18 protein-coding genes are annotated in these 20,922 nt (G+C 54.0%); 9 read left to right on the top strand and 9 right to left on the bottom strand.

All coding sequences use genetic code 11. The features are described 5' to 3' along the window. The first annotated feature begins 68 nt into the window (after positions 1-68). On the top strand, positions 69-1,817 hold the full coding sequence (locus GYMC10_RS03175; RefSeq protein WP_012818819.1) for an alpha-glycosidase: 1,749 nt from the start codon (positions 69-71) through the stop codon (positions 1,815-1,817). A gap of 66 nt (positions 1,818-1,883) precedes the next feature. Here the strand turns inward: GYMC10_RS03175 and GYMC10_RS03170 are convergent, their stop codons facing one another. From GYMC10_RS03170 to GYMC10_RS03160, 3 genes are all read right to left on the bottom strand, one after another. Next, positions 1,884-2,759: a UbiA-like polyprenyltransferase gene (locus tag GYMC10_RS03170; protein WP_012818818.1), complete on the bottom strand. Its 876-nt coding sequence runs from the start codon at positions 2,757-2,759 to the stop codon at positions 1,884-1,886. Between the two features lie 20 nt (positions 2,760-2,779). Further along, positions 2,780-4,078, bottom strand: coding sequence for an aspartate aminotransferase family protein (locus GYMC10_RS03165; RefSeq protein WP_012818817.1), 1,299 nt, complete (start codon positions 4,076-4,078; stop codon positions 2,780-2,782). Between the two features lie 109 nt (positions 4,079-4,187). Next, a complete protein-coding gene (locus GYMC10_RS03160; RefSeq protein WP_012818816.1) occupies positions 4,188-6,167 on the bottom strand; it encodes a peptidase U32 family protein in 1,980 nt (659 codons plus the stop codon). A gap of 220 nt (positions 6,168-6,387) precedes the next feature. Here GYMC10_RS03160 and GYMC10_RS03155 point away from each other — a divergent pair, with 220 nt between their 5' ends. The 5 genes from GYMC10_RS03155 to GYMC10_RS03135 all read left to right on the top strand — a co-directional run bounded on the left by GYMC10_RS03155 (position 6,388) and on the right by GYMC10_RS03135 (position 11,061). After that, positions 6,388-7,137 (top strand): alpha/beta fold hydrolase, encoded by a 750-nt coding sequence (locus tag GYMC10_RS03155; RefSeq protein WP_012818815.1) that lies wholly within the window; start codon positions 6,388-6,390, stop codon positions 7,135-7,137. Positions 7,138-7,144: 7 nt separating this feature from the next. Next, positions 7,145-7,729 carry a TetR/AcrR family transcriptional regulator gene (locus GYMC10_RS03150; protein WP_012818814.1) on the top strand — a complete coding sequence of 195 codons (585 nt, stop codon included), beginning with the start codon at positions 7,145-7,147 and terminating at the stop codon, positions 7,727-7,729. A 278-nt stretch (positions 7,730-8,007) separates the two neighbouring features. After that, positions 8,008-8,955 carry an AraC family transcriptional regulator gene (locus tag GYMC10_RS03145; protein ID WP_012818813.1) on the top strand — a complete coding sequence of 316 codons (948 nt, stop codon included), beginning with the start codon at positions 8,008-8,010 and terminating at the stop codon, positions 8,953-8,955. Between the two features lie 150 nt (positions 8,956-9,105). Then, the gene (locus GYMC10_RS03140) at positions 9,106-10,188 is read left to right on the top strand and encodes a Gfo/Idh/MocA family protein (RefSeq protein ID WP_009591335.1); all 1,083 of its coding nucleotides are present in this window, start codon (positions 9,106-9,108) and stop codon (positions 10,186-10,188) included. Between the two features lie 33 nt (positions 10,189-10,221). After that, positions 10,222-11,061 (top strand): Gfo/Idh/MocA family protein, encoded by an 840-nt coding sequence (locus tag GYMC10_RS03135; protein WP_012818812.1) that lies wholly within the window; start codon positions 10,222-10,224, stop codon positions 11,059-11,061. A 122-nt stretch (positions 11,062-11,183) separates the two neighbouring features. On the opposite strand, the gene GYMC10_RS03130 is transcribed toward GYMC10_RS03135, so the two are convergent. The 3 genes from GYMC10_RS03130 to GYMC10_RS03120 are packed head-to-tail and all read right to left on the bottom strand — an operon-like array spanning position 11,184 to position 13,553. Further along, the gene (locus GYMC10_RS03130; RefSeq protein ID WP_012818811.1) at positions 11,184-11,918 is read right to left on the bottom strand and encodes an ABC transporter permease; all 735 of its coding nucleotides are present in this window, start codon (positions 11,916-11,918) and stop codon (positions 11,184-11,186) included. A 1-nt stretch (position 11,919) separates the two neighbouring features. Next, positions 11,920-12,636 (bottom strand): ABC transporter permease, encoded by a 717-nt coding sequence (locus GYMC10_RS03125; protein ID WP_012818810.1) that lies wholly within the window; start codon positions 12,634-12,636, stop codon positions 11,920-11,922. Next, positions 12,633-13,553, bottom strand: coding sequence for an ABC transporter ATP-binding protein (locus GYMC10_RS03120; protein WP_410002336.1), 921 nt, complete (start codon positions 13,551-13,553; stop codon positions 12,633-12,635). Before GYMC10_RS03120 ends, GYMC10_RS03125 begins: the two co-directional genes overlap by 4 nt. A gap of 122 nt (positions 13,554-13,675) precedes the next feature. Here GYMC10_RS03120 and GYMC10_RS32145 point away from each other — a divergent pair, with 122 nt between their 5' ends. Further along, complete coding sequence (locus tag GYMC10_RS32145) at positions 13,676-13,834, top strand: hypothetical protein (RefSeq protein WP_187293007.1); 159 nt, start codon at positions 13,676-13,678, stop codon at positions 13,832-13,834. A gap of 535 nt (positions 13,835-14,369) precedes the next feature. Here GYMC10_RS32145 and GYMC10_RS03115 read toward each other — a convergent pair. The 3 genes from GYMC10_RS03115 to GYMC10_RS03105 form a co-directional block, all read right to left on the bottom strand. Continuing rightward, on the bottom strand, positions 14,370-15,758 hold the full coding sequence (locus GYMC10_RS03115) for a sensor histidine kinase (RefSeq protein ID WP_012818808.1): 1,389 nt from the start codon (positions 15,756-15,758) through the stop codon (positions 14,370-14,372). Continuing rightward, positions 15,755-16,429, bottom strand: a complete 675-nt coding sequence (locus GYMC10_RS03110) for a response regulator transcription factor (RefSeq protein ID WP_012818807.1) — start codon at positions 16,427-16,429, stop codon at positions 15,755-15,757. The genes GYMC10_RS03115 and GYMC10_RS03110 overlap by 4 nt, the downstream gene beginning before the upstream one ends. A gap of 380 nt (positions 16,430-16,809) precedes the next feature. Further along, complete coding sequence (locus GYMC10_RS03105; RefSeq protein ID WP_012818806.1) at positions 16,810-18,507, bottom strand: alpha-amylase family glycosyl hydrolase; 1,698 nt, start codon at positions 18,505-18,507, stop codon at positions 16,810-16,812. A 605-nt stretch (positions 18,508-19,112) separates the two neighbouring features. On the opposite strand from GYMC10_RS03105, the gene GYMC10_RS03100 reads away from it, so the two are divergent. Together GYMC10_RS03100 and pgmB are read left to right on the top strand one after the other, a co-directional pair. Continuing rightward, entirely contained in the window at positions 19,113-20,147 is a 1,035-nt protein-coding gene (locus GYMC10_RS03100; protein ID WP_009593335.1) for a LacI family DNA-binding transcriptional regulator, read from the top strand. A gap of 120 nt (positions 20,148-20,267) precedes the next feature. Next, the gene (gene pgmB / locus GYMC10_RS03095) at positions 20,268-20,918 is read left to right on the top strand and encodes a beta-phosphoglucomutase (RefSeq protein WP_012818805.1); all 651 of its coding nucleotides are present in this window, start codon (positions 20,268-20,270) and stop codon (positions 20,916-20,918) included. The last annotated feature ends 4 nt before the right edge of the window (positions 20,919-20,922 follow it).

Below are 20,922 nucleotides of genomic sequence, written 5' to 3'. Positions count from 1 at the left end.
TACAACCTCGGCTATTCATAGTCCTGGCTGTGCCTTTTTTTATTTTACTATTTAAGGAGGAATTATCGATGTTTCTGGAAGCCATCTATCACCGCCCGCGCAAAAACTGGTCCTACGCTTATAACGGCACGACCATCCATCTCAGAATCCGCACCAAAAAGGACGACCTTACCGAAGTGTACGCCCTTGCAGGCGACAAGTACCTGTGGGATCAAACGATGGAGTACATTCCGATGACCAAGCTGTCCTCGGATGAAATGTTCGACTATTGGGAGTGTGAGGCAACTCCTCCATACCGCCGCTTGAAATACGGCTTCCTGCTGCAGCAGGGCGACGAGAAGCGCTGGATGACCGAATATGATTTCCTGACGGAGCCGCCGGCCAATCCGGACCGCCTGTTCGAATACCCGTTCATCAATCCGGATGACGTTTTTCATCCGCCGGCATGGGTCAAAGACGCGATTTTCTATCAAATTTTCCCGGAACGCTTCGCGAACGGGGACACGAGCAATGACCCGGAAGGCGCCTTGCCTTGGGGCAGCGCCGAACCGACGCCGAAGAACTTCTTTGGCGGTGACCTGCAAGGGGTTATCGACCATCTCGACCATTTAAGCGAGCTCGGCGTCAATGCGATTTATTTCACGCCGCTGTTCACGGCAACGACAAACCATAAATACGATACCGAAGACTATATGGAAATCGATCCGCAGTTCGGCGACAAGGACACGCTGAAGAAGCTCGTTGATCTGTGCCACGCGCGCGGAATCCGCGTTCTGCTGGATGCGGTCTTCAATCATTCCGGCAGAACGTTTGCCCCGTTCGTCGACGTGCAGAAGAACGGTTTGAACTCCAAATACAAGGATTGGTTCTACGTCCGCTCCTTGCCGCTGGAAGTGGTGGACGGCATTCCGACTTACGATACGTTTGCGTTCGAGCCGCTGATGCCGAAGCTGAATACGGAGAATCCGGAAGTCCGGGCTTATCTGCTCAAGGCGGCGGAGTACTGGATCAAGGAAACGGGCATCGACGGCTGGCGCCTGGATGTAGCCAACGAGGTGGGACACAGCTTCTGGCGCGAATTCCGCCAAGTCGTAAAAAAAGCCAACCCGGATGCTTACATCCTTGGCGAAGTGTGGCATGAATCCTCCATCTGGCTGGAAGGCGACCAGTTCGACGCCGTCATGAACTACCCGTTCACGAATGCCGTACTGGATTTCTTCATCAACCGTACCGCCGATGCCGAGAAGTTCTCCTTCATGCTCGGCAAGCAGCTTGCTGGCTATCCAAGACAGGCCAGCGAAGTGATGTTCAACCTGCTGGACAGCCATGACACCGCAAGACTGTTAACGCAGGCGAACGGCGACAAACGCCTGATGAAGCTGGCCGCCATGTTCCAGTTCACGTACTTCGGCACGCCTTGCATCTATTACGGCGACGAAATCGGCATGGACGGCGGGCACGATCCGGGCTGCCGCAAATGCATGGAGTGGGACGAGTCGAAACACGACAAAGACCTCTTCCATTTCTACCAAACGCTCATTAAGCTCCGCAAAGAGCATTCCGCTCTCCGCACGGGAACCTTCAAATTTTTGAAGGCCGAGAAGAACGGGGGCAAAATCGCTTACCTGCGCGAGGACGACAATGAAACGATCCTCATTGCCGTCAACAACGACAAGGCGGGCAACACGATGACCCTCCCTGTGCTGGACCGCCAGTGGACGAACCTGTGGAACGGCGAAGGCCTCAGCGCGAAGCAAGGCCAGCTGACCGTGAAGCTGCCTGCTTACGGCTTTGCGATCTTGAAAGCCGGGCAATAAACACGAAACTCCCTTTGAATGCCATCGAGCCCGAGTATGCGGGCCGGCAGTCGAAGGGAGTCTTTTTTATCCGAGCAAAAACTGATCCGCCAAAGTAAACAGCAGAATCGTCAGACTAATCACCTGATTCAGATTGTAGGAGGCAAGCTGCATCCGTCTGCGGCTGGAAGGCTTGATCATGCGATGCTCCACGGCCAGCAGCAGCACCGAGATGGCAATTCCCGTCAAGTAGAGCCAGCCCAAACCTTGGATAAAGTAAAGGGAAAGCAGCAGCATGACCATAATCCCGTGCAGCATTCTGGAAATGAGCAGTCCGCCTTCGAATCCAAACGCGCGGGGAATGCTCCATAAGCCGGTGCTGCGATCGAATTCGATATCCTGCGTGGCGTAGATGATATCAAATCCCGCAATCCACAGCATCACGACCGTGCCGATGATAAACGGAATGAAGGCCAACTCCCCCGTTACGGCAAACCATGCCCCGATCGGAGCCGAAGCGATCGTAAAGCCCAGGTACAGATGGCACAGCCAGGTGAAGCGCTTGGTGTACGAGTACGTGCAGATCAGCACAATCGCTGCCGGTGATAGCCCCAAGCAGAGCGGATTCAGCATGCCGGCCGCGAGAATAAAGACGGCAAAGTTAACGACCACAAATACGTACACCTCGCGAGGCAACAGAAGCTTTCTTGGCATATGGCGGTCCGCCGTTCTCGGGTTGGCCGCGTCGAACTTCAAATCGACGACGCGATTGAAGGCATTGGCCCCGTTGCGGGCGGCCACCAGCGCAATCAACGACCACAGCATGACATGCCATGACGGCACGCCGCCGGCGGCCCAGACCATGGATATGATCGCAAAGGGCAGCGAGAACAGCGTGTGGGAGAACATCACCAGTTCTCCGAACATTTTGGTCTTATGAACGACTTTATACATCATCTGCATCCGGATCCAACCTCATACGTTTATGTTTGGGATAACCCTGCCAGCACCTTATCCAAGGCACGGAGCATCGCTTCGATCTCTTCCTCCGGGATGATCATGGCGGGCTGAAAGGCCAGCACGTTTCGGCCCACCCCATTTTTGCCGATAATAAAGCCTTCATCCTTCATGCGCTCCAGAATAATATCCGTCCATGCTGCGCTCTCCTCGTCGGTCGCACCCCGGATTTCGGCTCCGGCCATAAACCCTTTGCCTCGGACATCAGCGATAAGCTCGTACCGGCCCTGCAGCTCCCTCAAGCCTTCGATGAGCCGCCCGCCAACGCGCAGAGAACGTTCGACCAAGCCTTCCTGCTCGATGTAATCCAATACGGCAAGCGCCGTCGCCGATGACACCGGATTGCCGCCAAAGGTCGAAGCCGAAGGCCGATTCAGACTGGCGGCGATCTCATCCGTCGTGCAGAACGCGCCGATCGGCACGCCATTGCCCAAGGCCTTCGCCATGGTGAGAATATCGGGCACGATGCCGTAATGCTCGATCGCGAACATGCGTCCGGTGCGGCCGCAGCCTGTCTGGATTTCGTCGGCAATCAGGAGAATGCCGTGCTCCTCCAGCATCGCCTTCAGCTCGCGGAAATACCAATCCGGCGGCGCGATCATTCCCCCGTTGCCTTGGATCGGCTCTACGATCATGGCAGCAAAGCTGTCTCCCTTCGTAGCGAGCACGCTCGCCAAGGCGTCCAGGGAGCGGCGGGCAGCGGCATCCTGATCCATGCCAGGATCATAAGGTCGTGGAATAAACGCAGCCACGTCTTCATCCAGGAAATCGTCGGCACGCCACATCGGGATGCCGGTCACGTTCATGGTCAGGAAGGTGCGCCCATGAAGGCCGTATTCCAGCGCCAGGAAGCTGCGGCGTTTCGTGTGCAGACGCGCGGCGAGCAGCGCGCCTTCATTCGCCTCGGAGCCGCTGTTCACAAAGAACGTTCGCTTTAAGTTGCCGGGCAAAACGCCGTTCGCCAACCGCTCCGCCAGGTCCACCATCGGCTGGGTAAGGTAAATGGTTGACGTATGCTGCAGCGTCTGCAGCTGTTCGATCGTTCTCGCCGTAATGGCTTCATTGCAATGGCCGCAGGCAACGACCGACACGCCCGTGAAGAAGTCGACATAAGCTTTGCCGTCATGGCCGTAAAGCGTATGCATCTTGCCGCCGACGATCTGGGGCGGTTCGCTGTAGAAATGCGCCGTGCAAGGATAGCCGTACCGCCGGCGCTTGGCAGCGACGGCTTCCGGACCGATATGGTTATGGCCATCATGTTTCATGGATGCTCCCCCTCTTTCGATTATTTCCGTTTTTCCATGTTCCGTGATAGAGACTGAGGAAAACGGTGCCTCGCATCGGATCATCTTCCTGCCCCGTCTCTAAGGGATCTCATGCTTCCGTCAGCTCAAGTTCCAGGGAATGGCCGAACTGGAGCGAACCGAGCGTGAACCCGGCGTATACCGGTGCCATGCTTTGATACAGCCTGCCGCATGCATCCAGGTTCGACGCAGCTTGACGATATAACCGCACCAGGCTGCGAAGCTGCTCGGTCGTATACGTTTTTCCTTCGATGCGGAAATGATGGACGCCGGCTTCATACAGCTCCTTCAGGATCGGCATGTAGCACAGCTCCTTCGCCAGCGCCAAGTGGTTGCGCCCTGCGGCGTCCCGGTAAACGGGGTTCTCCCCTTTATCCGTAAGCAGCACGAGATGGCGGTTATCCACGAAACGGTTGTCCTCTTCCGCTATGGGCTCGAACTCTGCGGCATTGGCGTATAAATCATGCTCCAGATACATGACGATTGGCGAGCCGTGAACGATGATCTCAAGGGGAATCTCCGGATGGCGCAGCAATTTCGTCAAATCATGGAGCTGAAGCTCAAGGGACGGATTGATTCGGGATATGCCAAAATGGTCCTGATAAAACGAAGCCGCCATATGGTTGTAGATGTTCAGGCTGAAATCGGCGATCAGCGGCAGCCCGATGGATTGAAACTTGTGCATGGCACCGATGTTGGTTGCAAGCAGGCCGTCCAGACCATAATGGTTAAACTCCATGCCTGCGCTGAGAAACTGATGGTACTGCTCCATCTGAAGCTCATTCATCATGCGGGGCATGCCAAGGACGATCTCCGCGTCCCCTTTATCCGCCGTCAAGGCTTCGATGTCTTTGCGGCTAAACGGACGATCCGGCTGGAATACGTCCCCCGTCAGGTAAATGACGCCTGCTCCTTCTTCTAATGCCGCACGGGCCTGCTCTACCGTGTTGACATGCACCGTAATTTGCGGAATCGACGTGTCCGGCCGTTCCCGCTTCGCATGGCGAAGCGATTCCTTCACCTGGAGCACCCGTTCCTCCTTCGTCTCGCGCTCGGCGGTAGGCGTACTGAACACCTTCCCCGTACTGTAAAACTTGCCTGTTCCCTCGTAGCGGCGATTAATGAAGCCCAGTCCCGGCTTGCCGAAGGCATAAGCCGTCGTGAAATCGCGCTTGCGATGTTTATGCAGCATGTCCGCCCCCGCCTCGCGATTGTAGCCCAGCGGATCCGCAATATAACGATCGATGGCGTCTCCGTACGAATTCACGACCATCAGCAAAAACTCGGTGTCTCTCATGCGTCCTTCAATTTTGAAGCTGGTGATGCCGGACTTGATCAGCTCAGGAATGCTCTCGTACATGTACATATCCTTCGCCGCGAGCGGATACTCGGTCGGATAGAGATAGCCGTCCTTCTTCACCCGGTAATCCCAGCGGCAAGGCTTCATGCAGCGTCCGCGGTTGGAGCTGTTGCCGAACAGCATCGAGCTGTACAGGCAGTTGGCCCCGTGAACCGTGCACATGTCGCCGTGCACAAAATATTCGAACTCCATCCCGCTCCTGGCCTGCAGCACCTCTGCCGTTTTCAGGTCCATTTCGCGGGAAGCCACGATGCGGGAAACGCCCAATGCTTTGAGCGCTTCGATCATTTCCAGGTTGTGCACGTTCATCATGACCGAGGAGTGAACCGGAATATTCGTGTAATTCATCTCTTGGATCAGGGGAAACACGGCCAGGTCCTGCGCGATAATGGCATCCGGGCCGATCTCGTTCAGAAAGGCGAAGTAGCGCTTCGCTTCCTCCAAGTCCTCTTCATTCATCAGGTTGTTCACTGTAATGTAGGCACGTTTCCCGCGGTCATGCGCCAATTGGACGGCATCGCCGACCTCCTCATAACTTAAGTTGTATCCCTTGCGCATCATGCGCATGTTCAGCGATGGCCCCCCGAAATATACGGCATCGCAGTTTGCGTCAATGACGGTCTTGAAAATCTCGAATGTTCCGGCTGGAGCCAACAGTTCCACTTCTTTACCGTTAAAATAACGAGCCACAGTCCGTTCCCCCTACTCCCAAAAATATATTTTTTTCGATTGTAACATAATTCACAAATAAGATTAGTGAATTAATTCACAGTGATATTCACAGTAGGATGCCAGCTTTGAAAGGCAAATCAAGATACGAGTCGATTTTATATTGACCAAACGTTCATTCAATAATAAAATATGTTCATCAAGCGCTGCACATCATTGAAAATCGAATGGAGGTATTCTATTGGATCTGCACTATGAAGTTCATGGCAACGGTAAGCCGATCGTCCTTGTTCACAGCGGTGGAGCCGATCTGCGGGACTGGAGTTATCTTGTCCCTCTTTTAGCGGAGCATTTTTGCGTCATTGCCTTTGACGGTCGCGGAGCCGGACGCTCTCCCTCTCCCGCTCAGCCGCCGAATTATGTTGAAGATTTGTTATCTCTTCTTGATCATCTGGATATTTCGCAAGCTGCGATTGTCGGTCATTCTATGGGCGGCCGGATTGCCACGGAGTTCGCGATCCATTATCCTGAAAGGGTATCGGAACTGATTGTCATAGCGCCCGCCCTGTCCGGTTTCCCTTATTCTGAGGAAATGCAAACCTACATGCTCGGGGTAAGCACCGCTGCCCCTGATATCGAGAAAATGATCGAGCTGTGCATTGAGCCGCCTTCCTATGAAATTACAAGGAACCGCGCCGAGCGGGAGCTGATGGTCCAAATGCTTCGCCACCATTTCGAGCGGACGTTTACCTGGTCCACCTTTGACTCGGTTTGGCCGGAGCCGCCGGCGATGGAACGATTACAGGATATCTCGGCCAGAACGCTGTTCATCATAGGAGATCATGAACTGACCGATAACCAGCAGGTAGGAGAACAATTTCGAAGGGTTCCGAGGATTCGATTTGCCACCATCGCGGGAGCGGATCACATGGTCACGCTAACGCATCCGGAGGAGTTATCCCTTCATATCACCCCATTCGTAAAGGAATGAAGATTTCATGCCACGCTCACCCAGCGAGAACGAACGCATACGCCAGATGGCAAAAGAGAAAATTTTGGAAACCGCCATGGATTTGTTTATCCATCAGGGGTACCATGCCACTTCCATTAGCGATGTAGCCAAGAAAGCCGGCACATCCAAAGGGCTGCTCTATAATTATTTTTCAGGCAAGGAAGGACTGCTTGCCGCTATGGTCGAGGAGCGAATCGCAAGCGTTGCCGAAGTTATGGAGAATTCCGCTTCACTCCAAGCACCTGCGGATCAGCTGAAATATATTTTGGAGCAAGCCATCGACAACGTCTATCAGCAGCCGGAAGTATTCCGTTTTTACTTGCATCTTCAAACACAGCCCGAAGCGGATCAAGAGCTGTTTCCCTACAGCAAGCGTCTTGTGGAAGAGGCTGCACGGCAATTTGAGATTCAATGCCGCATATTCGAAAGTCTCGGAGTAACCGAGCCGCGCAAGCGCTCCTTGTACTTTTCTTCTACCCTTCAGGGCATCATGCTGATGATATCCACCTATCCCCTGCACTTCCCCATTGAAGAAGTGAAGGAGCAGATGCTGAAGGAGTTTTGCCCGTAACGCCAAAAGAGCCGAGGTTAATCCTGTGTTTCAGGATACCTCGGCTCTTTGCGCTACACGTTCTCCATGCATACTGATGGATATTTATAATGCTCCACTTTCTTCGTACTGTCTAGCGTTCCTCTTGCCGTCCTCTTACCCCGGCACTCCTCATCACTTTGATCATGGACAGAATGCCCATAAACAGCTCACTTTTTTCAACTTTTTCTCTTCCTTCATGTCCTTAATCAGTTATGCTATGAATAACAGGATCGAAACGTACGAGGAGGAAAGAAACGATGGCTATTCACTGGCTGGAACCGGATATCGCCGAATGCACCCGAAGAGGAATCGCCTACTTTACGTCGGAGCTGGAGATGGCGAATGGCCTGCCCTGCAAAATGTACCGCATTACCGAAAAGTTCGGGAGTTTATCCGATCATATGCATGACTATCTTCAAATCTGGTATGTCAGCAAAGGCGAATTCATCCATACGCTCTATGGCCAAAAATACCGGATGGTCCAGGGCAATATATTCGTGCTCCCTCCTTACAGCGTCCATCGAGTGGAGATGGTCCCCGGGAAAGAACTGGAGGTGCTCGGGTGCGAATTCATGCCGGCCTTCATTAACGAACGATTGGAGGGAATGCCGGACGAGCCGCAGCTGTTCGACCTTTCCTTCATCAAGCCTTTTGTCACGACCGAAGACCGCGTCCCGCTCAAAATCACCTTGACCGGCGGCAGCGACCTAGTCGTTAAGGAACTCCTGACCGAAATGCTGAACGAGTTCGGAGGCCGGGGCCCCTTCTTCGATATTCTGCTGAAGGCCAATCTGCTGAAGCTGCTGGCGATCGTGAACCGCGAGCATGCCGAGCAAAGCAAGCATATATCGGTAACCGCGGGCAGCGCCCCGTATCGGGAGCCCATATTGGAATCCGTTCAATATATCCACGACCACTTCGATCAGCCCCTGTGGCTGGAGGATCTCTGCGCGCGGACGATGATGTCCCGGACGAGCTTTTGCCGACGTTTCAAGGAAGTGACAGGCTGGACCTTCAGCCAGTACTTGGCCAACTACCGGATACGAATGGCGATGCGGCTGCTGACGGAGCCCGAGCTGACGGTAACCGACGTGTGCTTCAAGGTCGGGTTTAACGAGCTTCCATACTTCTGCCGCATTTTCAAGAAATACACGGGCACGACCCCCGCTTACTATAAGAAGAACGCTTTTAAAACCGTGGACTAGCGCCTCGGTACGATAATCCAATAAATAAACACGATAGTGAAATCGAAGCGATCGCTCACATGCTATACTCGGGGCAAGCAATAACGAAGAATCAAGCGACAGGCTCATGTCATCACTGCATCATCAATCCACGATTTTGGAGGAGAACCGATGAACAAAATTACAATTGCCGTGATTGGCTGCGGCACGATTGCGAACAGTGCCCATATCCCCGCCTACATGGCCAACGAAGATGCCGAGATCAAATATTTCTGCGATATCTTGAAGGACCGGGCCGATGCCGCCGTCGCCAAATACGAATGCGGCCAAGCCATCGAAGATTACAACCAAATCCTGAACGACCCTGAGGTCGACGCGGTATCGATCTGTACGCCGAATGACGTTCATGCTTCCATCGCCATCGATTGCTTGCGGGCAGGTAAGCATGTATTATGCGAAAAACCGGCAGCCCGCACCTACGCGGAAGCGCTGGAAATGCAGAAGGTTCAGCACGAAACGGGCAAAACGCTCAATATCGGGGTGGTCAACCGTTACAATGAAAGCGTAAACAGAATCAGAAAAATGATTCAAAACGGCGATCTTGGCGAGCTGTATCACGTTTATGCCAGCTTCCGTTCCCACCGCTCGATCCCGGGTCTCGGCGGCGCCTTCACGACCAAAGCCATTGCCGGCGGCGGCGCGCTGATCGATTGGGGCGTTCACTTCCTCGATGTCGTGATGTACTGTACGGGCGATCCGAAGCCGAAGACCGTCTCCGGTCAGGCTTATTGCAAGCTGGGCAAAGACATGGAGAATTACACCTTCCTCAAAATGTGGGCAGGTCCGCCGAAATATGACGGCACGTATGACGTCGACGATTTTGTCACGGCCCTTGTCCGCACGGAAGGCCCGACCATTTCCCTGAACGGCGCATGGGCGCAAAATATCGGCGCCGAAGAAATGTTCATCGACTTCCTCGGCGACAAAGGCGGCATCCGGCTGAAATACGGCGCGGACTTCACCTTCTACACCACGGAGGACGGCGCATTGATCGAAACCACGCCGAAATTCAATCTCGGCAGCATGTTCCAGAATGAGATCGACGGGTTCATCCGCTGCATTCAAACCGGGGAGAAACAGCCTTCGCATATCGATACGGTCATCCTCTCCTCCCAGATCATCCAGGCGATTTACGACTCGTCCGACCAAGGCGCGGAGGTTTCGCTGCAGCCCGTTGCCCAGAACAGCCTATAACCTATAGTTCGAACGCCAGGGAGGCCCTTTATCATGAAAAAAATCGGATTCATCGACCTGCATTTGGACCAGTTCCACGCGAACAAATATCCCGGGTGGATTGAGCAGGCATCGGAACATGCCATGAAGGTCATGTACGCCTACGGCAAGAGAGACAAAGAGAACGGGCTCACGAACGCCGCCTGGAGCAAGGAGTTTGGAATTGAGCTGCTGCCCACGATCGAAGAGGTGGTGGAGCGCAGCGATTACCTGATCGTGCTGTCCCCGGACAATCCGGAATTCCATGAGGAGCTGTCCCAGCTGCCGCTGCAATCCGGCAAGCCGACCTATATCGATAAAACGTTCGCGCCTGACCGCGAAACGGCCATCCGCCTGTTCGACCTGGCGGCAAAGCACGGAACGCCGATGTATTCGACGTCCGCCCTGCGTTTTGCCAGCGAATACCGTGAGCTGGACCGAAGCGATATTCAAACGATCAGCAGTTGGGGACCGGGCGCCTTCGCCAATTATTCGATCCATCAAATCGAGCCGATCGTCAGCCTGATGGGGACCAGCCCGAAGCGGGTGATGTATATCGGAACGCCTGACTCCCCTGCCCTGCTGATCGATTTCGGGAACGGACAGCAAGCCACCGTGAATCATCTCGGGGATAATTGTCCGTTTACCTTGGGGATAAAAAATGGCGACGGGGGCTTCAAGCAGGTCACCGCGAATTCGAATTTCTTCGCCTTGTTCATCGAGAATCTGGTGAATTTCTTCGAAACGGGCGAGCCTGCCGTCAACCCGGCAGAAACGGTCGCCGTCATCACGATAATCGAGTATGGATTGAAGGCGGCTGACACCCCTTATGTGTGGGTGGATTTGCCTCAATAGCAAAACCAAGGGTTCGTTACACATAGAAATATATAAAAAGAGCTGCTCCAACAGGCCGTAAGGGCCTGAGGGCAGCTCTTTTTCATAAAACCAAGCCAGCTTTGAAATCCAATTCTGAAGAGTTACACTTCTTTCCGCTGAAAATAGACGAATCCCGCGAGAAAGAATAGTAGAAACCCTCCTACCACGACGGTCATGAGGCTTTCGAACGGCAGGTTGAATGCGCCGAAATCGGCTTGACCCGCCGGCATCATCGCCAGAAACGGCTGCGTCCACGGATAGTAAGGGGCATACGTCTGCGAGTTGGCTACCAGCATGTTCGGTATGGTGAAAACGACGTTCAATGCCAGCGGAGCGGCAAAGCTGCTCCAGGCCGTTGAGACTCCAAGCTGCAGCGCGGCAAGCGGCAAGCAGGCAACCCAACCGCCAAGCAGGCAGCGCAGCAGCATTTCCCACGGAATCGGAGCATCCACCTTGTGGATCAAACCGGCTCCCAGTACGGCGCCCATGAACAGTAACTGGACGACGGCCAGCAGCATGGCTACCACCGAGAACTTCGCAAAATAGACGGCGCCGCGTGAAACCGGCAGGACGAGCAGCTGCTTCCATCCCCCGCCCGAATGCTCATACCGGCATACCATGGCACTGAATATCCCCGTCAGAATCGGGAGCAGCAGCATGGCATGCAGAACGATCATAATGCTGATCAGATATTCCCATGGCGCCAGCTCCTCAGGCTTTCCGTTTAATATGCCGAGCAGCATGACGAGGATCGCGCACAGGAAGATTTGCGGCCACAGCTTCGATTTCGACAGCTTAAGCCACTCTGCGGATACCGCTCTTAGATAGGATGCCATCTTAGTCCACATCCTTTCGGTTAAAATGAATCAGGCCAGCGCATGCGATCACCGCGCCCAGCAGCAAACCCGCTCCGATGACGCGTGCTTCTCCCGGCCCCATGTAAGCCAGCAGCGGCCATTTTAGCGGCATCCAATCAGGAAACTGCAGGGCGAACATCGACACGACCGAGGCGGTAATCCCGATCCCGACCGCGATCCCCTGGTTCTTAAGCGTCAAAGACATCCACAGTTGAAAGGCCAGCATGGGAAGCGCCGCGAATAACTGCACAAACCCAATGCGCAGCAGATCGACATACGGCATTTGATCTGCCCCCATCCCCAGTACGATGCCGAGGACGGCGGTACTGATCGACAGAAGGAGACAGGATACGCAGAGAATCAGGAAAGCCTGCACGAACTTGGCACTGAATACCGCCGTTCTGGAGATAGGCAGTGCCAGCAGCTGCTTCCACGAGCTCAGCTGATGCTCCACGTTGGCCATCAGCGAGCAGACCAGCGTGATCCCGAGGAACAGGGCAATCGGCACAAAGAAGAGCACGTTCTCCAGCAGTCCGCCCCAAGGATCCGCCGCGTAGGATTTCATCAGGTAATCGTATCGAAGTCCGAAGTTCAGCCCTTGCATCGCTGCCAGCCCGACGGGACCGAGCGCAGCGAGAAACCAGATGCCCTTGCCTCGGATTTTCAGCCAATCGGCGGAAAGCGCACGGAACATCATACCCGGCTTCCCTCCCCTACGATCTGCATGAAGATATCCTCCAGCGACCTCCGCTGCTCTTCCACCCGGTATACCGCATGCTGGTTCTCTACCAGGCGCTTCACGAGTTGCGCGATTTTGGCATCCTGCATGCTCTCCAGCTCCAGCATCTGGTTCCGCAGGACGCCTTCGCAGCCTAAGTCTAGGGCTAGTCCAAGCGCTGCCTCAGGCTCGGATACCGATAAGCGGAAACCGCTAGACGCCGTGGATACCAGATTGTCGATCGTATCCTGGAACACCATTCTTCCTTCGCGAATAATGCCGACTTTGTCCGCCATCTGCTCGACCTCGCCCAGCAGGTGACTGGATACCAACACGGTAATGCCGTATTGGCGCGGCATATTCTTGATCAGCTCCCGGATTTCATGTATCCCGGACGGATCCAGGCCGTTGGTCGGCTCATCCAGAATGAGCAGCTCCGGATTGTTCAGCAGGGCGGCCGCGATGCCAAGACGCTGCTTCATCCCTAGCGAGTATCCCTTGACCGGGCGCTTGGCCTCCTTCGTCAAGGAGACCATCTCCAGCACTTCCGCGATGCGGGATTTCGGGCCGCCGGTAATCCGGCGGATCGCTTCCAGATTCTCTACGGCCGTCAAGTGGCCGTAATAGGATGGGTATTCCACAAGCGATCCGGTCCGGCGCAAAATGTCCATTTTTTCGCTCTTTAAATCCTTGCCGAACAAATGAATCGCGCCACGCGTCGGTTGAATGAGTCCGAGCAGCATGCGAATGGTCGTCGTTTTCCCGGCACCGTTCGGGCCGAGGAAGCCGTAAATGTCGCCGCGGGCGATCTCCAGATTCAAATCCACGACCGCTGCGCGCTTTTTGTATATTTTATATAAGCCTTTTGTTTGAATGACGAGTTCCGTCACGTTCATCACCTCAGGTATACATCCTACATGTCCAAGGTTAAATGCCGGTCGGCCCCAAGTTTAAATTTTCTTTAAAAAAGCTGGCAGCCTATCCAAACGGTTATTTCGTGAAAAGAGCTAAGAGTCACTTGGTACAGCTAAGGCCGCTCCGCTGCCGGATCGTTCTTCCGATCGCTGTTAAATCCAGGAAACCGGAATTTGCCCAGGGGTGGTTTCCCGGATTTAAAGGCGAACGCTTCGCTTCTCCAGCAACGATTCCGTTCCCTCCGCTGGTGCATTTTCATTAGTTCAAGAGGTTTCCTCCCATAAGCTAATACGCATGAAAAAGCCTGCGTTTGCATTTGCTTCTGTCGGCTGGTAAAGCTAAAGAAATCGCATCGATTGCAGCCTATCCACCGTTTTAGCAAGTGTCCGAATATGATATAATATCTTTGCCGAAACGCTTATTGCGTCCGTACAGGGGGGCTACCTGACGCTGATGATGGCATGCCGATCACTCTTCTCTCACATGAATCGACTAAGCATTATGATTGGAGTGTGGTTAACGATGAATATGAATGTTCTTGTTCAATTGGATTTCAGAATGAATCTCTCTCTTAGTCTAACAGCTGTAGCCTGCCTTGCTTATGAACCCAGTTCACTGACGAGCTCGTGAAACTCGAGCGAAAAGCAATGGTACGAAGACGCCTGACAGGGCGTCTTTTTCTGTTATTGGCAGCTAAAAAAAAGAGGAACCGATAATCGAGCCGGCTCCTCTTTTTATATATTCGACCTAGCCCTCACCATCCGGATAAAATGCTTGATAGCCCGGCGCTTGATTGCTCAACGCTTCCAGATGCGGATCCTCGTTCCCTCCTCCGAGCTTCCCACATGGCTTTCCAGCCCCATCTCCCTGGTCAGGTGGTCCACGATGGCCAGGCCGATGCCCGTGCCTTTGTTGCCGGAATCGCTTGCGATCCCCGGCCCATGGTCCGAAATGACAAGGACGCCCTCAAGTCCTTCCCTCTCCTCGGTATGAATGCCGATGTACTGCCCGGATCGGGCGTGGCGAGCGACATTTTGGAACAGATTATCGAGGAGCCTCCGGAACCACAGCACGTCTACGTTCCAGTGGAGCGGCTCGTCTCGCACCTGGATGTCAGGCTCGATTCCCGCCTTCTCCCATACCGGATACCAGGCAGCGGCGCTTTCCTTGACGATTCGCAGCACGTCTGCAGATTCCATGTTCAGCTGCACTCTGCCGCTGGTGAGCAAGTTGTAGGACAGCAGGTTGTCGATCAGGCCGCCCAAATCCGCGATTTTCGATTCGATGAGCGACAGCGATTCTTTTCCCTTCGGGCTCAGCGGCTCCCGTTCCATGGAGAAAATATGGCTTCGAATCACCGTCAGCGGGGTTCTGAGATCATGGGACAGATTGGCGATCAGGGATTTGCGCAGCTCTTCTTCCTCGCGCTGGCGGCGCTGTCCCTCTTCCAACTGGATAACCATATCGTTATAACCCTCTTCCAGCTGTCCAATCTCGTCATACTTGGTTAACGTAACCGGCTGCGGTATGCCCGTCGACGCATGAGACGACGTCATGGCCGAACGAAGCCGCAGCAGCCGCTTGCGTATGCGCACGAAGAACAGCCAGGAGACCAGAATGAACAGGCCGGACATCGAAGCCGTGAACAGCCCGTACAGCGCCGTTTCGCTCGCAATGGGCTGCTGGACATTAAGATATTTTCTCGGCAGCTGCATGACCATGAAGCCTTCTCCCGATCCCTCTCCCCCGATAAAAGCCACGGAGGTGAACGGATCGCTATCCAGGGAGTTTTTCATAAATTGCACGGTATAGGGCGCGCTCCATACCTCGGGCAGGTTAGGCTGTACCGGCAGCTGCAGCCTGGTCTTATTGCCGCCATCCACCCAGAACATGGAGATCTCCGGATACTCCTGCCGTATCGAATTCAGCTTCTGCTCAATGGCCTCCGGCGAAGCTCCGCTTAATCCGGCAGCTTCCTCGTGCCACATTCTCTCTAACGCGGTACCGCTGGTATATTTCCCAGCAGGGGCCGGCGGCCGATCCGAGAAAGTATCGTTCACGAACCAGTAAAAAATCGACGCTAACGGAAACATGATCGGCATGAAGATCATAGCCATCAAAATCAGCAGCAAATACCGATTGGTCAGCGAATTGCGGAACCTTCCCTTCTTCCTTTTCCATCTCATGCTCTCACCCGGTAGCCAAGCCCGCGAACGGTCTCAATAATCTCCGGGTTGGCGGGGTCCCGCTCGAGCTTCTCCCGGAGATACCGGATGTGGACCATCAGCGTTTTGTCCCCTTCGATATATGATTCTCCCCAGACCGACTCGTATATTTGCTCCTTGGTCATGACACGCCCCTGGTGCTGGAGCAGATACATAAAGATTTGATGCTGTTTGCCGGTCAGCAGCGTCTCCTCGCCGGTATCCTCGTTCACGATCCGATTCTCGTCTTCATATACCGATAAGTGCTTCACTCGGATGGGCTCCGCGGATTTCACGACAGACCGCCGCAGAAGCACCTCGAGACGGGCAGCCAGCTCGTCCGGATGGAAAGGCTTTGTCAGGTAATCGTCGGCGAACTCAAGCCCCTGCAGCTTATCGTCAATAGAGGTTCGAGCCGACAGCATCAGGATGGGCAGTCCGGGATAGGCCTTTTTGAGACGCTGCCCGACCGTAAAGCCGTCCAGCCCCGGAAGCATGACGTCCAGAACAACGACCGCACACGGAGCCGCTTCCTGTACGGCCTGTTCTCCGCTCAGCAGCCACCGTACCTCGTATCCCTTGTCCCTGAGGAATTCGCTGACCCATCCGCCGATCTCCCGATCATCCTCAATATATAGAATGCATGCGCTCATGGTAAAACTTCCTTTCCGTACGAACCTTCGTATCTCCCCATGAGGGGTTATTCTATAGCCTTTAAGTCAAAAAAAGGCCCTTGCAAGCTTTTATGTATGCCGTAAATTCATCTTTTGTCATTGTAACATGGGATCCCCGATGTTCATGCATCCGATTTGCTAACCTGCCGTGCTCCCTCGGGAATATCCTGTTCTCCGGCAAACCGGCGGAGCTTCTGGAGAGCCCGCATTCCGTGACGGCCAATTATTTGCGGCAGTTTCGTGCTTAGTCCTCAGAGTAGCCTTAGGGCTATAACGGATGTCAAACAAGACCCCGAGCATGCCTCCTTCCAGGGGCTCGGGGTCTTGTTGGGTTTTGCTGTATAAGGCAGGATCGCAGCCTATTCCAAAATAACGGTCGTATATGGCGGCAGCGTCAAGCTGCTGCCATTCAATGCCGCGCTGTCGTCGGTGGTTCTCGCCAATGACCGGAAATCCGCAGATCCGTTCTTTGATGCCAGGTCCACGGTCTGCTCCGTGCCTGACAGGTTATGAACCACTAGGGCCCTGCTCTCCTTTGTCCGGCGGATATAGGCCATCACTTCCTGGTTCCCTGACGCATAAGATTCAATCGTGCCGCTGTTCAGGACAGGCATCTCATTCCGCCACCGGATCAGCGTGCGATAGCGGGACAGCAGGGAATTCTCGTCCCCGGTCTGCTGCTCAACGCCTTGGACCTGATCGCCGCGGTTATGCGTAAGCGGCTCCCAGGTCGTCTGTCCCTTATCGCTGCCCGTATTGGACCAGATCATCGGCTCCCGGATTTGCTCGTCCGGCTTCGCTCCCTTCATCCCGATCTCTTCGCCGTAATAGATAAACGGATGGCCCGGCATCGTCAGCAGAATGCCGGCAGCCATCTTAGCGTGATTCACGTCATCCTTCAGCTGGGACATGACACGGTTCATGTCATGATTCGTCAGGAAGGCAGCATCCGTAAACTTGCCGTCCGATACCTGGCTGAACAAGCCATATGTCCGTTCCAGGGTAAAGGCCAGGTTGTTATCCTTCTCGTTCATGGCGGCACCGACGATGCTCTCGCCCAAGCTGAAGTTGAATCCGGAATCAAATGCATTCTCCAAATACGGCGCGATGACCGCAGCGGAATTATCCCAAATCTCCCCGACGATATAAGCCTCCGGGTTCACTTCATTCATGCTGGCGCGGAATTCCTGCCACCAAGCCGTATTCTTGGCCGTGGTCGCCTCGCCCTTATCGGACATCAGATCCTCATAAATATGCTTGGCTGCATCGATCCGGAAGCCGTCGACGCCCAGCTCCAGCCAGAACTTCCCGATATCCTTCATCTCCTCGCGGACCTTCGGATTATCGAAGTTCAGATCCGGCATCCCGCCCCAGAACGTGCCCATGTAATGCTCCCCGTTCATCTCATGCCAAGGGGAGCCGCTTCCCGCCGCGCTGGATCCGGAAGGCGTTTTCCCTTGATCCTCGGCCCAGATGTACCAATCCCGGGTGCCCGAGGCCTTGTCTTTCGCAGCCTGCTGAAACCAAGCATGCTCCGTGCTTGTGTGATTGACCACCAGATCCATAATGATCTTGATTCCGCGCTTATCCGCTTCGGCAAGCAGCGTCTTAAAGTCATCCAGCGTCCCGTAATCCGGGTGAATGGAACGGTAGTCGGTCACATCATAGCCGTGATAGCTCGGCGAAGGATGGATCGGCATCAGCCAAATCCCCGTCACGCCAAGATCCTCCGAGGTTTCCGGATTTCCGTCATTCAAATAATTCAGCTTCTCGATGACCCCTTGCAAGTCACCGATCCCATCCCCATCGGAATCATAGAAAGAACGCACGAAAATTTCATAATAGACGTCGGAAGGCTGCTCATCCACCTCCGTTTTTCCTTCTGGCGCAGGCGCTTTCGTATCCGGTTGTTTCGATTCCGAAGCCGCCGGCGGCTTCGCCTCCTCTTGAGGCGCAACCGCGGTGCCGCTGCAGCCTGCAAGCAGGCTTCCCGTAAGCGCAAAGGCCGTAAGCCATAACGGCAGAGCCCTGCGTCTTCCCCATGTATTTCGTATCACGCTGTTTCCCCCTGTTCGCTCACGCAGCTGATATTCATCGAGTCATTCCGCTTATGTAATCTAAAGTATTTTCATGTATAACCAGAAAGCGCAAACGTTTGAATTAAAAAGCACTAGAAACTTCCAATAAAACGGTTACATAATAAGGTCTGGCTTTAATTCCATCTTCATCGGTTGATAACGGCCTGTTTTTGATCCCACTCTATCATAACCCACACTTTCGTTTTGTTAAATCGTTTGCACAATGCCATTTTAAGTTGTTTTCCGGTTTTTTCTGGCCATAATACCGGCCTTTCTTCCGTTTTCTAATCCTTGCTTCTTTTTTGATGCATTTGTGAAATAATTGCGTTGGACTGACTTGGATACGTATTTACAAGCCTATCGATTAACGTTAATATAGCAGTGTGAAACCGTTTAACATACCGGATCAATATGCCTTTAGATCAATAGGTATCCACGTATACACAGGGCCTGACAGACCCACAATTTAATAAAGAGGAACGGTCGGCGAACAGCGGAAAGTTACTCTTGTGAAATAAGGGAGACTCCAGTAGTCGCTTTCTTATTTTCAAAAAAACGCAAACGGTTCCACTGGAGGTCCTATTATGTCAGTAACGATAAAAGATGTCGCAAAACGAGCGGGCGTATCCCCCTCCACCGTCTCTCGGGTGCTTTCCAACCATCCAAGAATCAGCCGCGAAACCTCGCGCAAGGTGAAAGAGATCATGGAGGAAATGGGCTACCATCCCAATATTATGGCCAAGAGCCTTGTTTCCAAAACGACAGAAAGCATATGCGTCATTCTGCCGAAACCCGCGGAGGAATTGTTCCTCAACTTATTCTTCATGGAGCTGATCCGCGGTATCGTCACCCAAGCGAACCGTTCCGGATACGATGTCGTTCTCAGTTCGGGCGGCAACGAGAAAGAGGAAGTCGAAGCCGTATCCCGCCTTCTTAACGGCCGCCGCGTCGATGGCGCCATCTTGCTTTACTCCAGGCAGGACGACCAGGTCGTTGATTTTCTGAAATCCAACAACTACCCGTTCGTGCTGGTCGGCCGGAGCGAGAAATATCCTGACCTGTTATCGGTCGATACCGATAATGTGCAAGCAGCCTATGATGCAACCAAGCATTTGATCTCGCTTGGGCATCAGCGGATCGGTTTTGTCAGCGGGCCGCCTAACCTGATCGTATCCCAGGACCGGATGAAGGGCTACGGGAAGGCACTTGCCGATGCAGGCCTTGAAATGAGAAAAGAATGGATTGTGGAAGGCGAGTTCCTGCAGGAGAGCGGCTATCGCGCCATGTCCTTTTTCATGAACCTGCCCGAGCGGCCGACGGCCCTTGTCATTGTCGACGACATTGTCTCTTTCGGCGTGGTTCGCGGACTGCACGAGCTGGGGTATAAAGTTCCCCAGGACGTATCGATCATCAGTTTCAACAACATCTCATTGACCGAACTATCGACACCGCCGCTGAGCAGCGTTGACATCGGCATCTATAACCTGGGTTATACCGCTTCGCAGGCATTGATCCAGACCATTCGCAACGATGACAACACGATCCTGCCGCACCGCTATATCATTCCGCATCGATTGATGATCCGCGAATCCTCGATGTTTTCGCCGCCGAAATCTTGAGTGCCGACGAATATGCGGAGCATAGCAAGAAGTACTTCAAAATAAAGAAGCATCCTGGTGCTTCCTTTATTTTTGCAGCTTGGTTCAAACGTTTGCACTAATTCCTTAAGGAGGATGATCATGTCAACCCTATCCGCTTGTTTATTCGATCTAGATGGCGTGCTCGTGGATACCGCCAAGTATCACTACATTGCCTGGAAGCGTCTTGCCGGAGAGCTTGGCTTTGAATTCACGGAGCAGGACAACGAACGCCTGAAGGGAGTAAGCCGCATGGCTTCCCTCGATATTCTGCTTGAGGTTGGCGGAGTATCGCTGGATGAAGACGCGAAGCTGGCGCTGGCCGAGAAGAAGAATGCTTGGTATGTCGAGTATATTTCCAATATGGACGAATCCGAGATTTTGCCTGGAGCCCTCGAATTTATCCAAGCTTTGAAGGACCGCGGCATCAAGGTTGCGCTGGGCTCCGCCAGCAAGAACGCGATGCTGATCCTGAACAATACCGGCCTGACGCCTTACTTCGACGCCATCATCGATGGAACGAAGACCAGCCAAGCGAAGCCGGATCCCGAGGTATTTACGCTGGGAGCTCGCGAGCTTGGCGCCGACCCTGACGCTTGCGTCGTATTCGAGGATGCCGAGGCCGGAATCGAAGCCGCCATCCGCGCGGGAATGCGCAGCGTCGGCATCGGCTCGCCCGAAACCTTGGGGCGCGCCAACCTCGTCCTTCCTTCCCTGGAAGAGTTAACGGTGGACCGACTGCTGGAGTTATAAGCGT

Origin of the sequence: Paenibacillus sp. Y412MC10 (assembly GCF_000024685.1) — a bacterium.
In the GTDB taxonomy this organism is placed as follows: domain Bacteria; phylum Bacillota; class Bacilli; order Paenibacillales; family Paenibacillaceae; genus Paenibacillus_AQ; species Paenibacillus_AQ lautus_A.
Note: the sequence above shows the minus strand (reverse complement) of the source record. Positions and strands in the feature narration are given on the sequence as shown.

What these genes read in the sequence shown, in the direction of transcription:
- GYMC10_RS03175 (WP_012818819.1), top strand. Translation starts at nt 69, where the DNA reads ATGTTTCTGGAAGCCATCTATCACCGCCCGCGCAAAAACTGGTCCTAC.
- GYMC10_RS03170 (WP_012818818.1), bottom strand. Translation starts at nt 2,759, where the DNA reads ATGCAGATGATGTATAAAGTCGTTCATAAGACCAAAATGTTCGGAGAA.
- GYMC10_RS03165 (WP_012818817.1), bottom strand. Translation starts at nt 4,078, where the DNA reads ATGAAACATGATGGCCATAACCATATCGGTCCGGAAGCCGTCGCTGCC.
- GYMC10_RS03150 (WP_012818814.1), top strand. Translation starts at nt 7,145, where the DNA reads ATGCCACGCTCACCCAGCGAGAACGAACGCATACGCCAGATGGCAAAA.
- GYMC10_RS03145 (WP_012818813.1), top strand. Translation starts at nt 8,008, where the DNA reads ATGGCTATTCACTGGCTGGAACCGGATATCGCCGAATGCACCCGAAGA.
- GYMC10_RS03140 (WP_009591335.1), top strand. Translation starts at nt 9,106, where the DNA reads ATGAACAAAATTACAATTGCCGTGATTGGCTGCGGCACGATTGCGAAC.
- GYMC10_RS03135 (WP_012818812.1), top strand. Translation starts at nt 10,222, where the DNA reads ATGAAAAAAATCGGATTCATCGACCTGCATTTGGACCAGTTCCACGCG.
- GYMC10_RS03130 (WP_012818811.1), bottom strand. Translation starts at nt 11,918, where the DNA reads ATGGCATCCTATCTAAGAGCGGTATCCGCAGAGTGGCTTAAGCTGTCG.
- GYMC10_RS03125 (WP_012818810.1), bottom strand. Translation starts at nt 12,636, where the DNA reads ATGATGTTCCGTGCGCTTTCCGCCGATTGGCTGAAAATCCGAGGCAAG.
- GYMC10_RS03120 (WP_410002336.1), bottom strand. Translation starts at nt 13,553, where the DNA reads ATGAACGTGACGGAACTCGTCATTCAAACAAAAGGCTTATATAAAATA.
- GYMC10_RS03115 (WP_012818808.1), bottom strand. Translation starts at nt 15,758, where the DNA reads ATGAGATGGAAAAGGAAGAAGGGAAGGTTCCGCAATTCGCTGACCAAT.
- GYMC10_RS03110 (WP_012818807.1), bottom strand. Translation starts at nt 16,429, where the DNA reads ATGAGCGCATGCATTCTATATATTGAGGATGATCGGGAGATCGGCGGA.
- GYMC10_RS03100 (WP_009593335.1), top strand. Translation starts at nt 19,113, where the DNA reads ATGTCAGTAACGATAAAAGATGTCGCAAAACGAGCGGGCGTATCCCCC.
- pgmB (WP_012818805.1), top strand. Translation starts at nt 20,268, where the DNA reads ATGTCAACCCTATCCGCTTGTTTATTCGATCTAGATGGCGTGCTCGTG.